Source organism: Buttiauxella sp. JUb87 (assembly GCF_004361975.1).
In the GTDB taxonomy this organism is placed as follows: Bacteria; Pseudomonadota; Gammaproteobacteria; order Enterobacterales; family Enterobacteriaceae; genus Buttiauxella; species Buttiauxella ferragutiae.
On record NZ_SNVY01000004.1, the window covers coordinates 197,400 to 210,075 of the forward strand.

The window sequence follows — 12,676 nt, forward strand, 5'->3', positions numbered from 1 at the left end:
ATATTACCCCTCGATGAGGAATTAATAATGAGCATTGATCGCACGTCGCCTTTGAAACCGGTAAGCACTGTACAACCACGCGAAACGCCAGAAGCGCCGATTCAAAAGAGCCAACTGGAAAAAAGCACCACCCCGAAAAGCACCAATGTGACACTCAGTGACGCACAGGCTAAGTTAATTCAGCCGGGTAGCGGGGATATCAATATGGAACGCGTTGAAGCACTCAAAACAGCGATCCGTAACGGTGAGCTGAAAATGGATACCGGCAAGATCGCCGATGCGTTAATCCAGGAAGCTCAAAGCTCTATCTTGAGTAAATAATGGCATGAATCGTCTGTTAGAAGTGATGGATCAAATGACTGCGGTACTCAACTCTCTTAAAGAGGTGATGGACGCTGAGCAACAACAATTATCAGCAGGCCATGTGAATGGCAGTGCATTACAACGTATCACTGAAGATAAAAGCTCATTGTTAGCGACGCTTGATTATCTTGAGCAGCAGCGTCGTGCCGCACAGAAAGTCGAAAGTATCGGCAGCACTGATATTAGCCAACGTTGGCAGACGATTACGCAAAAAACACAGCACTTACGTGATATTAACCAGCATAACGGTTGGTTATTAGAGGACCAGTTAGCGCGCAATGAACAAGCGCTTGCGGTACTCAAACCACATCAGGAACCGAACCTCTACGGTGCCGATGGACAAGCAACGACAGTCAGTCGCGGTGGCAAAAAAATAACGATTTAGCCCCGGTCAAAATTTGAGTGATGGACTGCCAGAAAGGTGAGTCCACACTAAACATATCGTCGATTTATCATAATGATCATTACCTATCATTGTGAGAAAAAAATTTCTTCTTCCTGGCACCATCCCCTTCCTGAACAACAGCTTATTTTCCGATGACTATCACAGTTTGATGATAAGAAATGGCCATTAGCGATGACTGGCGTACATCTTGCTTCACTCAGGAGCTAAACGAAGCGTGACCTTATTCCTGAGGATGGAGACAAAACCATGTCAGAAAGAATGGGTAAAGCACCATTAGGATTGCCCTGCTTGCGGGTGGATGCGCTTGCCAAAATCACCGGGCAAGCCAGATATACCGACGATATACTGATGGCTGGCATGTGCTATGCCAAATACGTTCGCAGCCCAATCGCCCACGGATATGCCCGTGCCATTGATTACCGCGCCACGCTTGAAATTCCCGGTGTTGTCGCCGTCTTTACCTGGGAAGATGTGCCGGATACCCTCTTTGCCACCGCAGGACATGCCTGGACGCTCGACCCCACAAAACAGGATATTGCCGACCGCCGTTTGCTGACGCAACATGTCCGGCATTTCGGCGATGCTGTGGCAATTGTCGTGGCACGAGATGAACTCACGGCGGAAAAAGCTGCTGAAACGGTGGTGGTCACCTGGGAAGAGTTACCCGTTATCACCTCACCCGAAGCCGCCCTCACCGCTGATGCCACCGCGATTCATGAAGGGGGCAATCTGCTCAAACGCAGCGAAGCCGCCACCAACAACCCCATCGCAGCGATGCAAGCGGCAGATCACCAGTACTCCGGGCGCTTTAAAACCCCTGTCGTGCAGCACTGCCATATGGAAGGCGTCACCTGCTTTGCCTGGATGGAACAACCCGGCCGCATCACCATAATTTCCAGCACCCAAATTCCGCACATCGTGCGCCGCGTGACTGCGCAAGCGCTCAATATGTCCTGGTCAAAAATCCGCGTGATAAAGCCATATATTGGCGGCGGTTTTGGCAATAAACAGGATGTGCTGGAAGAGCCGATGGCGGCCTTTCTGACGCTGAAACTGGGCGGTATTCCGGTCAAAGTGTTAATCAGTCGTGAAGAGTGTTTCTACGCCTCACGCACCCGTCATGCCTTCCAGATTGATGCGCAATTGGGTATCTCGTCTGAAGGTGAGTTAAAAGGGTTTCAGCTCGATATTCTCTCCAACACGGGCGCTTACGCCTCGCACGGGCATTCGATTGCCGCCGCCGCGGGCAGTAAAATTTCCTGGCTCTATCCGCGCAGTGCCTATGGCTTCAAGGCGACTACCGCCTACACCAACCTTCCTTCAGCGGGGGCGATGCGCGGCTACGGCGCGCCACAAGTGATCTTTGCGCTGGAATCATTACTGGATGATGCCGCCGTTGCTTTAAACATCGACCCGGTAGACATCCGTTTACTCAATGCCGCCCGCGAAGGCGATATCAACAGCTTGTACAACAGGCCAATATACAGCGCCGGTTTACTTGAATGCCTGAAACAAGGGCGCGAAAGTTTCGGCTGGGATGAACGTAAAGCGCTCTGTTTACAAACTCAGGGCGACGTTCGTCGTGGCGTAGGTGTCGCCTGTTTTAGCTATACCTCAAACACCTGGCCAGTTGGCGTCGAAATTGCCAGCGTGCGCCTGGTGCTCAACCAGGACGGAATCATCAATCTGCAAAGCGGCGCCACCGAAGTCGGGCAAGGTGCCGATACCGTGTTTGCACAAATGGTCGCACAAACCATCGGCATGCCTTTCGAGATGGTCCATACCATTTCCACGCAGGACACCGACATCACGCCTTTTGACCCCGGTGCATTTGCCTCGCGCCAAAGCTATGTCACCGCACCGGCTTTGCGCGAAGCCGCGCAAATTTTACGGCAAAAAATCCTCCAGCACGCGGCACTAATGCTACATCTTCCCGAAATGAACCTGACGATTATCAATGGCAATATCGTACTGGAAACTCGTCCTGAACAGGTGCTACTGAGCGTGGCTGAGCTTGCGATGCACACTTTCTACCATCCAGAGTTGGGCGGGCAACTTTCGGCAGAAACTTCCTTTAAAACCCAGACCAACCCGCCGACTTACGGCTGCACATTTGTGGATGTCACCGTGGATATACCGCTGTGCAAAGTCACCATCAACCGTATCTTAAATCTGCATGATTCGGGGCAAATCCTTAACCCTACGCTGGCTGAAGGGCAAGTTCATGGCGGTATGGGAATGGGCATTGGCTGGGCATTGTTTGAAGAAATCATTGTCGATGAGCAAAGCGGCGTGGTGCGTAACCCTAACCTGCTGGATTACAAAATGCCGACCATGCCCGACCTGCCGACGCTGGAGTGCGCCTTTGTGGAAACTGACGAACCGCAGTCAGCCTACGGTCACAAAGCGCTGGGCGAACCGCCGATTATCTCCCCTGCCGCAGCGATTCGCAACGCGGTGCGCATGGCGACAGGTGTTGCCATCAACACGCTTCCCCTGACGCCAAAACGCCTGTACCAGGAGTTTGTCGAGGCCGGGCTGATAAAAGGATAATGCTATGTATGACATTGAACGTTACCACCATGCCGAGAGCGTCGCGCACGCGGTCGCCCTGCTGATGGAAGATGACCAGGCCCGCTTGCTGGCGGGTGGAACCGACGTATTAATTCAGCTCCATCATCTCAACCCACGTTTTCGCCATATCGTCGACATTCATGATTTAGCCGAATTGCGCGGCGTGACATGCAACGCCCACGGCGCAATTCGCATCGGCTCCGGCACCACCTTTAGCGAACTTATCGAACATCCGCTAGTGCAGCAACACCTTCCGGCGCTGGCAGCATCCGCTGCCGTCATCGCCGGGCCGCAAATCCGTAATGTCGCCACTTACGGCGGTAATATTTGCAATGGCGCAACCAGTGCCGACTCTGCCTGCCCGTCGCTGATTTACGAAGCCGAGCTGGAAATTGCCACCCCGCAGGGGACGCGCTTTACCTCGATTAACGGTTTCCACACCGGGCCAGGTAAAGTGGCATTAACCGCCGGAGAAGTGCTGGTAGCCTTCCATTTCAAGCCAGAAAATTACCGTAATAAAGGAGCTGCGAGTTTCAAATACGCGATGCGCGATGCGATGGATATTTCCACCATTGGTTGTAGCGCATTATGTGAATTAGATGCGGGCCGCTTCCGGGAAATCAAACTCGCCTTCGGGGTTGCCGCCCCCACGCCGGTACGTTGTGCTCATGCCGAACAAGCCGCGGCTGGGCAGCCTTTAACCCGACAAACCCTGGCGGCAATTGCGGAAGCGGTCGCGCAGGATGTGTCACCCAGAACGTCCTGGCGTGCTGAAAAATCGTTCCGTTTGCACCTGATCAGCACGCTAACCAAACGCGTTATCGAACAGGCGGTGAAACAGGCTGGAGGGGAAATTAATGAATAGCGACATCGCAATGAACAGCAAAACCATCAACTGCCGGATTAATGGCGCCAACTATCAGTTGAATGTCTCCCCGGCGATGCCGTTATCCGATGTATTACGCGCCCAGGGTTTTCTCAGTATTAAACAGGGTTGCTGCGTCGGGGAATGCGGAGCCTGCACGGTGCTGGTTGACGGCACCGCGATTGATAGCTGCCTTTATCTGGCGGTATGGGCGCACGGTAAAACGATTCGTACCAGCGAAGGGGAATCATTGCACGGGAAGCCGTCCGCCATTCAGCAAGCCTTTGCCGAAAGCGGCGCGGTACAATGCGGGTTTTGCACCCCTGGGTTTATCATGGCCACCAGCGCATTACTGGCAAAACCGCGCAGCCAGCCCATGACAGTGCTACAAATTCGCCAGGGATTGGCGGGCAATTTATGCCGCTGCACCGGTTACCAGATGATTGTCGATGCGGTGCGCAAATGTGATGCCGGGAGCAGCCATTAGCCACAGGTGTCGGATGACGCTAACGCTTATCCGACCCGTGAATGGGTTTTGTAGGGGGGATAAGCCGCAGGCGTCATCCACCTTTTGCGTCATCCGACCTGTGATTGGGTTTTGTAGGGGGGATAAGCCGCAGGCGTCATCCACCTTTTACGTCATCCGACCTGTGATTGGGTTTTGTTGGGGGGATAAGCCGCAGGCGTCATCCACCTTTTGCGTCATCCGACCCGTGAATGGGTTTTGTAGGGGGGATAAGCCGCAGGCGTCATCCACCTTTTGCGTCATCCGATCTACGAAAGAGGCTTATCGTCAGTACCATACTTCTTTATTTTGCGGTACAGGGTCGCAATCCCTATCCCCAATTCATCCGCCGCCAGTTTCTTATTACCGTGGCGCACCAACGCTTCGGCAATAAGCTGCTTTTCCATCTCCTCTAGCGCATGTGCGCCATGTTCAGGTAATTCGCTGATTTCTTGAGGTTGCTCGGTACGCGCACGGCTGAAATCAACCACAATATGCCGCTGATTGACGATGTTCGGCGGCAACAGCGACGTGGTGATCACTTCGCCGGAAGGAACCACATTCACCAAATACTCCATCATGTTGCTTAACTCACGCAGATTTCCCGGCCATTGATACGCTGCCAGCAGCGCCATAACATCAGCTGCAATCCCCGGATAAACCAGCCCAATACGCTTAGTGTGCAAATTGAGAAAATAGTGGATCAGTAAAGACAAATCCTCTTTGCGATCGCGCAGCGGCGGCAGTATCACCGGAATGACATTCAGACGGTAATAGAGATCTTCGCGAAACTTCCCTTCGGAAACATACTTTTCCAGATTCTGATTGGTGGCAGAAATAATGCGGATATCAACCGGGATGGGGCGGCTTGAGCCAATAGGCTGAACTTCGCGTGCTTCAATGGCACGCAGCAATTTAGCCTGAATGACTAATGGCATATCACCAATTTCATCAAGGAACAGCGTCCCCTGATCGGCGGCCTGAATCAACCCTTGCTTACCGTTGGTCGACGCACCTGTAAATGCACCTTTGACGTAACCAAACAGTTCGCTTTCCAGCAGTTGTTCAGGGATGGCGGCGCAGTTAATCGCGATAAAGGGTTTGTCATTACGGTTGCTAAGTTTATGAATCGCCCAGGCGACCACCTCTTTACCCGTGCCACTTTCACCGGTAATCATCACACTCGACGGGCCAGGTGCGATGCGGCCTATCAAACGCTTTAACGCCTGCATAGGCTGGCATTCGCCAATAAGATGTTCGATCTGCGGAACTTCGTTACTTGAATCAGTATTAATAACCGTGTGTGATTGATGAAATGCCATTAAAAAAATCTGGTTTTCCTGCACCGTAAGCAACTGGCCAATAATTATTTCGCTACGATTATCGAGGGAAATAATATATTGCATATTTCCGCTAGTAAAAGAATTCTGAAAAGTCAGCGCGCGTGCAGAAATCGTTTTCCCCAGCAACTGCTCGTGATTGGATTTTAATATTTTTAATGCGACGGGGTTCGCAAATTTCAGCTGATTATTTTTATCAAAGATCAACACCCCCTGATCCATATTATCGATCAGGCTTAACAGTATCCCGCTGGCGTTACTCTCACCGCTTTGGTCTTCGAGGAGTTTGGATATAAAGATATTGGAAATATGCTGCACGTAATCTGAAAATTCGCGCAAATTGTCTTTTATGCGTTCTTGCTGTTCGCAATTAAGTGCCACCAGGCTAATCACACCAACGCAGGAGTTCTGAAACATGACCGGTGTACCAAGGAAGGCTTTTTCCCGGCAATTTTGCTTATCTGTACATCCTTCACAAATAGGGTCAACACCAGACTGGGTGACGACTTTTTCCTTCTTTGATTCAATGACATGTTTCAACAAACGTGAATTAGCATTTAGCTTGCGTCCCAAAGACTTAGCATAAGGGCCGGTGCCTGCTACACGAACCAGGTTGATATCAACAATCTCAATTTCCAGTTGCAACACACTTGCCAGCATCTTCGCAAAACGGATGATCGTCGGTTGAATCTGCATCAGCACCGACTGAGTATTCACAGCCATCATGATCGATAATTTCCCTTTGCAATTATTGATAGTCTAACTATCCCTTACTGAACTCCTGGTGACCTTAAAACAAGGTTCATAATACTAATCTGGCAAATGAAAACAGTGATAATAATCGGCCTATTTTCATTTACTCACAAATTAACACCCCGATGCTTTCACCGTTAATTTATCAAATTGATAATCCACCATGTGCTGTTATCAATTTGGGGAGTGAGCTTATGATAATCCTGCAATGTGCCGTCAGCCCGCTAAATTTTATTTTTATTTGATTTATCCCGACATGAAATAATCGACACTCAATTCATTAAGAAAGCATGATTTTAGCGATTGCGTTCACACATTTAATTCACCTGTCCCGCTCAATCGGCCATTTCCCCGCACCTGGCATAATTATTGTTAATCAATAAATAGCTCACACATACCCGTTAGCATTCAAGTTGCAGATAGGCGGCAAGGGAGCAAGTCCCCAGGAGCTTATTTAGGTAAGTGACTGGGGTTTGTTAGTGCAGCCAACACCCCAGTAGCTTGAAGGATGACGAGTATAGATTTGTTGGGTTAATCCTGCACAGTGCAGCCGTCCTGTGACCAGTCATAACAAAGGGTGTTTTGATGAAAACGATTAATGATTTAATTAAAGATCTCAGCAAACTTAACTCTCATCTTCATGAAAAGGATTTCCTGTTAACCTGGGAACAGAGTCCGGATGAGCTTAAACAAGTCCTCGACGTCGCGGCCGCACTGAAATCCATGCGTGCCGATAACATTGCCACCAACGTCTTTACCAATGGTTTAGGCATCTCCGTTTTCCGTGATAACTCGACCCGTACCCGTTTCTCTTACGCATCTGCTTTAAACATGCTGGGCCTGGCGCAACAAGACCTCGACGAAGGCAAATCACAAATTGCCCACGGCGAAACGGTGCGCGAAACCGCCAATATGATCTCCTTCTGTGCTGACGCCATCGGTATTCGCGATGACATGTTCCTTGGTGCAGGCAATGCTTATATGCGTGAAGTGGGGGCCGCGCTGGACGAAGGTTACGAAGAAGGTGTTCTGCCGCAACGCCCTGCGCTGGTCAACCTGCAATGCGACATTGACCACCCAACGCAATCTATGGCCGATCTGGCCTGGCTGCGTGAGCATTTCGGTTCGCTGGAAAATCTAAAAGGCAAAAAAATCGCCATGACCTGGGCCTATTCACCAAGCTACGGCAAACCGCTGTCCGTACCGCAAGGCATCATTGGCCTGATGACCCGCTTTGGAATGGACGTCACGCTGGCATATCCCGACGGTTATGAGTTGATTCCTGATGTCGTGGAAGTAGCAAAAAACAATGCCAAATCTTCCGGCGGCAGCTTCCGCCAGGTTAACTCAATGGAAGAGGCATTTAAAGACGCCGATATCGTCTATCCAAAATCCTGGGCGCCTTACAAAGTCATGGAAGAGCGCACCACCCTGCTGCGCGCCAATGACCACGACGGCCTGAAAGCGCTGGAAAAACAGTGCCTGGCACAAAACGCTAACCACAAAAATTGGCACTGCACCGAAGAGATGATGAAGCTGACCCGCGACGGCGAAGCCCTTTATATGCACTGCCTGCCTGCGGATATTTCCGGCGTGTCTTGTAAAGAAGGTGAAGTCACCGAAGGCGTGTTCGAAAAATACCGCATCGAAACCTACAAAGAAGCCAGCTGGAAGCCGTACATCATCGCCGCAATGATCCTGTCGCGTAAATATGCGAACCCGGGTCAAATCCTTGAAAAACTGCTTAAAGATGCTGTGAAACGTGTCAAATAAAAGGGTCTCTGGCCTACAGGCCAGAGCCTCCTTCAGCAAAACATCTTTTGCTAAATGAGGTTGGGTTATGTCTGTTTTCTCATTGAAGTTAGCTATCGAACAAAACCGTTTATTCAATGGTGAAATATCTCCGCTGTTCACCAGCGAACAAACCCGCAAAGCCCGCGCTTTTCACCAGAAGATTGCCGGTTACCAACCGACCCCGTTGTGTGAGCTTAATGAGCTCGCCAGCTTGTTCGGTATTGGCAAAATTCTGGTGAAAGATGAGTCCCAGCGTTTTGGCCTCAATGCCTTCAAAATGCTGGGTGGCACCTACGCCATTGCACAGTTGCTGTGTGAAAAATACCAGATGGATATCAACGATTTCTCGTTTGAGAAAATCAAAAACACCATCAAAGAAAAAATGACCTTCGCCACCACCACCGATGGCAACCACGGGCGCGGCGTGGCCTGGGCTGCGCGGCAATTAGGGCAGCATGCGGTGGTTTATATGCCGAAAGGGTCGGCGCAAGAACGTGTAGACCACATTTTGAATCTCGGCGCGGAATGTATCGTCACCGACATGAATTACGACGACACCGTGCGTATGACCATGCAAACCGCCAAAGAACGCGGCTGGGAAGTGGTGCAGGACACCGCCTGGGAAGGTTACACCAAAATCCCGACCTGGATTATGCAGGGTTATTCGACTCTGGCCGACGAAGCCGTTGAACAGATGAAACAGCTGGGCATCAAGCGGCCAACACACGTCTTTTTACAGGCGGGTGTCGGCGCAATGGCCGGTGGCGTGCTCGGTTATCTGGCCGATGTTTATGGGGCGCAGCACTTGCACTCCGTAGTGGTTGAGCCAGAACTGGCTGACTGCATTTACCGCTCGGGTGTGAAAGGCGACATCGTCAACGTTGGCGGTGATATGGCCACCATCATGGCAGGTCTTGCCTGTGGTGAACCTAACCCGCTCGGCTGGACGGTGCTGCGCAACTGCGCCACGCAATTTATCTCCTGCCAGGACTCGGTTGCCGCACTTGGGATGCGCGTGCTGGGCAACCCGTTAGGCAACGATCCGCGCATTATTTCTGGCGAATCGGGAGCCGTTGGCCTCGGCGTGCTGGCCGCCGTTCATTACCACCCACAACGCGAAACACTGATGGCAAAACTGGGGCTGAACCGCGATTCCGTCGTACTGGTTATCAGTACCGAAGGTGATACCGACGTGAAGCACTACCGCGAAGTGGTCTGGGAAGGCGCGTACCCGACAACTGCGTGAACCCTGGCGGTTCACAGATGAGTTTCATTAAGGGAGTTAAAGAAATGACTAAGCAGGTTCCATTCAAATTAGTATTAGAAAAAGCAGAACACTACAAAGCCGATATGACACGCTTCCTGCGCGACATGATTGCCATCCCAAGCGAAAGCTGCGACGAAAAACGCGTCGTGCATCGCATCAAAGAAGAGATGGAAAAAGTCGGCTTCGATAAAATCGTCATCGACCCGATGGGCAATATTCTTGGTTACATCGGCCACGGCCCACACCTGATTGCCATGGACGCCCACATTGATACCGTTGGTGTCGGCAACATGAAAAACTGGTCATTCGACCCGTATCAGGGCATGGAAACCGAGGAGTTGATTGGTGGACGTGGCGCATCGGACCAGGAAGGTGGCATGGCTTCAATGGTCTACGCCGGTAAAATTATCAAAGATTTAGGGCTGGAAGATCAGTACACCCTGCTGGTGACCGGCACCGTTCAGGAAGAAGACTGCGATGGGCTGTGCTGGCAGTACATCATTGAACAATCCGGCATTCGCCCGGAATTCGTGGTCAGTACCGAACCGACTGATTGCCAGATTTATCGCGGCCAACGCGGGCGCATGGAAATCCGCATTGATGTGCAGGGCGTGAGCTGCCACGGTTCCGCACCAGAGCGCGGCGATAACGCCATCTTCAAAATGGGGCCAATCCTCAACGAGTTGCAGCAACTGGCCACCCGTCTGGGTAATGACGACTTCCTCGGCAAAGGGACGCTAACCGTTTCGGAAATTTTCTTCACCTCGCCAAGCCGTTGCGCAGTGGCAGACAGTTGCGCGGTTTCCATTGACCGACGCTTAACCTGGGGCGAATCCTGGGAAGGTGCGCTGGAAGAGATCCGCGCACTCGACTCGGTCAAAGCCGTTAACGCCACGGTGTCGATGTACGAATATGACCGCCCATCATGGACCGGCCTGGTGTATCCAACCGAATGTTACTTCCCGACCTGGAAAGTGGAAGAAGACCACATCACGGTGAAAACCCTCAGCAAAGCCTACCAGGGCTTGTTCCACAAAGATCCGGTGGTGGATAAGTGGACGTTCTCGACCAACGGCGTTTCCATCATGGGCCGCCACGGTATTCCGGTGATCGGCTTTGGCCCAGGTAAAGAGCCTGAAGCCCACGCGCCGAACGAAAAAACCTGGAAAGACCATCTGGTGACTTGTGCTGCGCTGTATGCCTCGATTCCTTTGGCCTACCTGTCTGAACTGAAAAAATAATTGTTACTGGCGATGCTCCGTTGGGCCACCAACGGAGCCTGTTGTTGACGGAGTTTCCAACATGATTCCTTCCCAAATGCCGCCTAAAAAAGTGCTGATTAAAAACGGCTGCGTGGTGAATACCACAGGCCAGGCACAACATGACGTACTCATCGCCAACGGTTTGTTCGAACGCATTGCTGCGGATATTCCCGTGCCAGACAACTGCGAAGTTATTGATGCCGCTGGCTGCTACGTGATGCCAGGTGGAGTCGATGTGCACACGCATTTTAATATTGATGTCGGAATAGCCCGTAGCTGTGATGATTTTTTTACCGGCACCCGCGCCGCCGCGTGTGGCGGTACAACAACCATTATTGACCATATGGGATTTGGCCCGGCAGGTTGCAACCTGCACCACCAGCTCGAGGCTTATCACGGTTATGCGCGTGGCAAAGCGGTTGTCGACTATAGCTTTCATGGTGTTATCCAGCACATTGATGATGCCATCATCGACGAGATCCCCTCGATGGTCGATGCGGGTATCAGCAGTTTTAAACTCTATCTGACCTATCTCTACAAGCTGAACGACAGCGATGTGCTGCGTGCTTTGCAACGGCTTAACGAAGCCGGGGCGCTGACCACCGTCCACCCGGAAAATGATGCGGTGATTGCCCAACGGCGTGCTGATTTCCTGGCAGCCAACCTCACCGCCCCGCTCTACCACGCCCGCAGCCGCCCGCCAGAATGTGAAGCCGAGGCCATCGCACGCATGATTAACCTCGCGCGGCTTTCGGGTAATGCACCGCTGTATATCGTCCATCTTTCTAATGGCCTTGGGCTTGACTACCTACGGCTGGCAAAAGCGCGCCATCAGCCGGTGTGGGTGGAAACCTGCCCGCAATATTTAATGCTGGATGAACGTCTGTATTCACGCGAAGACGCATTGAAATTTATTCTCAGCCCACCGTTGCGTGATGTCCGCGAACAAGACGCCTTGTGGTGTGGAATCAACGACGGTGCGATTGATGTCGTCGCGACCGACCACTGCACTTTCCCTTACCAACAACGGGTAGCACTTTCCGGCGGTGATTTCAGCCGCTGCCCGAACGGGCTTCCGGGTGTGGAAAACCGCTTACTGCTGCTGTTTTCCGCCGCGGTCATGAGCGGGCGTATTTCACCCGAACGCTTTGTTTCACTGACCAGTGCCATGCCCGCGCAGCTATTCGGGCTATGGCCACAAAAAGGCTGTATTGCCCCAGGCTTCGACGCGGATGTGGTGATTATCGACCCCAAAACCCGCACCACGATTCTCCACAGCGAACTGCACGACAATGCCGATTACAGCCCGTATGAAGGCATGGTTTGCGAGGGGCAAATACGCCACACCTTGTCACGCGGCAAAAAGGTTTTCAGTCTCGGAAAATTTACCGGAATAGCAGGAGATGGACGTTTCCTGAAGCGCCAGCCTTTTAACTATTCAGATACTTAACAATAAGTTGCTGATGTCGGATGACGCTACGCTTATCCGACCTACCCGTTCCAGACAGCTCTGGTTTTGTAGGGTGGATAAGCCGCAGGCGTCATCC

Annotated in this window: 10 protein-coding genes; 9 read left to right on the top strand and 1 reads right to left on the bottom strand. The window is 51.8% G+C overall.

What is annotated here, in order from left to right; all coding sequences use genetic code 11:
• The first annotated feature begins 27 nt into the window (after nucleotides 1–27).
• The 5 genes from flgM to xdhC all read left to right on the top strand — a co-directional run bounded on the left by flgM (nucleotide 28) and on the right by xdhC (nucleotide 4,695).
• Entirely contained in the window at nucleotides 28–321 is a 294-nt protein-coding gene (gene flgM / locus EC843_RS16830) for a flagellar biosynthesis anti-sigma factor FlgM (RefSeq protein ID WP_064547852.1), read from the top strand.
• A gap of 4 nt (nucleotides 322–325) precedes the next feature.
• Nucleotides 326–748 (top strand): flagella biosynthesis chaperone FlgN, encoded by a 423-nt coding sequence (gene flgN, locus EC843_RS16835; RefSeq protein ID WP_064547854.1) that lies wholly within the window; start codon nucleotides 326–328, stop codon nucleotides 746–748.
• A 279-nt stretch (nucleotides 749–1,027) separates the two neighbouring features.
• Complete coding sequence (gene xdhA / locus EC843_RS16840) at nucleotides 1,028–3,322, top strand: xanthine dehydrogenase molybdenum-binding subunit XdhA (RefSeq protein ID WP_243739156.1); 2,295 nt, start codon at nucleotides 1,028–1,030, stop codon at nucleotides 3,320–3,322.
• 4 nt (nucleotides 3,323–3,326) lie between these two features.
• Nucleotides 3,327–4,208 carry a xanthine dehydrogenase FAD-binding subunit XdhB gene (gene xdhB, locus EC843_RS16845; RefSeq protein ID WP_064547858.1) on the top strand — a complete coding sequence of 294 codons (882 nt, stop codon included), beginning with the start codon at nucleotides 3,327–3,329 and terminating at the stop codon, nucleotides 4,206–4,208.
• Between the two features lie 10 nt (nucleotides 4,209–4,218).
• Nucleotides 4,219–4,695 carry a xanthine dehydrogenase iron sulfur-binding subunit XdhC gene (gene xdhC, locus EC843_RS16850; RefSeq protein ID WP_064548002.1) on the top strand — a complete coding sequence of 159 codons (477 nt, stop codon included), beginning with the start codon at nucleotides 4,219–4,221 and terminating at the stop codon, nucleotides 4,693–4,695.
• A gap of 287 nt (nucleotides 4,696–4,982) precedes the next feature.
• On the opposite strand, the gene EC843_RS16855 is transcribed toward xdhC, so the two are convergent.
• Entirely contained in the window at nucleotides 4,983–6,779 is a 1,797-nt protein-coding gene (locus EC843_RS16855) for a sigma 54-interacting transcriptional regulator (RefSeq protein WP_133522669.1), read from the bottom strand.
• Nucleotides 6,780–7,391: 612 nt separating this feature from the next.
• On the opposite strand from EC843_RS16855, the gene ygeW reads away from it, so the two are divergent.
• The 4 genes from ygeW (at nucleotide 7,392) to hydA (ending at nucleotide 12,579) form a co-directional block, all read left to right on the top strand.
• Nucleotides 7,392–8,579 carry a knotted carbamoyltransferase YgeW gene (ygeW, locus tag EC843_RS16860; RefSeq protein WP_133522670.1) on the top strand — a complete coding sequence of 396 codons (1,188 nt, stop codon included), beginning with the start codon at nucleotides 7,392–7,394 and terminating at the stop codon, nucleotides 8,577–8,579.
• A gap of 67 nt (nucleotides 8,580–8,646) precedes the next feature.
• Entirely contained in the window at nucleotides 8,647–9,846 is a 1,200-nt protein-coding gene (dpaL, locus tag EC843_RS16865) for a diaminopropionate ammonia-lyase (protein ID WP_064547865.1), read from the top strand.
• A gap of 44 nt (nucleotides 9,847–9,890) precedes the next feature.
• Nucleotides 9,891–11,108 carry a YgeY family selenium metabolism-linked hydrolase gene (locus EC843_RS16870; protein ID WP_064548004.1) on the top strand — a complete coding sequence of 406 codons (1,218 nt, stop codon included), beginning with the start codon at nucleotides 9,891–9,893 and terminating at the stop codon, nucleotides 11,106–11,108.
• A gap of 61 nt (nucleotides 11,109–11,169) precedes the next feature.
• Nucleotides 11,170–12,579, top strand: coding sequence for a dihydropyrimidinase (gene hydA / locus EC843_RS16875; RefSeq protein WP_279535812.1), 1,410 nt, complete (start codon nucleotides 11,170–11,172; stop codon nucleotides 12,577–12,579).
• The last annotated feature ends 97 nt before the right edge of the window (nucleotides 12,580–12,676 follow it).

Bases quoted from the DNA above. Each gene is read 5' to 3' on its own strand.
- flgM (WP_064547852.1), top strand. From the start codon at position 28: ATGAGCATTGATCGCACGTCGCCTTTGAAACCGGTAAGCACTGTACAA.
- flgN (WP_064547854.1), top strand. From the start codon at position 326: ATGAATCGTCTGTTAGAAGTGATGGATCAAATGACTGCGGTACTCAAC.
- xdhA (WP_243739156.1), top strand. From the start codon at position 1,028: ATGGGTAAAGCACCATTAGGATTGCCCTGCTTGCGGGTGGATGCGCTT.
- xdhB (WP_064547858.1), top strand. From the start codon at position 3,327: ATGTATGACATTGAACGTTACCACCATGCCGAGAGCGTCGCGCACGCG.
- xdhC (WP_064548002.1), top strand. From the start codon at position 4,219: ATGAACAGCAAAACCATCAACTGCCGGATTAATGGCGCCAACTATCAG.
- EC843_RS16855 (WP_133522669.1), bottom strand. From the start codon at position 6,779: ATGATGGCTGTGAATACTCAGTCGGTGCTGATGCAGATTCAACCGACG.
- ygeW (WP_133522670.1), top strand. From the start codon at position 7,392: ATGAAAACGATTAATGATTTAATTAAAGATCTCAGCAAACTTAACTCT.
- dpaL (WP_064547865.1), top strand. From the start codon at position 8,647: ATGTCTGTTTTCTCATTGAAGTTAGCTATCGAACAAAACCGTTTATTC.
- EC843_RS16870 (WP_064548004.1), top strand. From the start codon at position 9,891: ATGACTAAGCAGGTTCCATTCAAATTAGTATTAGAAAAAGCAGAACAC.
- hydA (WP_279535812.1), top strand. From the start codon at position 11,170: ATGATTCCTTCCCAAATGCCGCCTAAAAAAGTGCTGATTAAAAACGGC.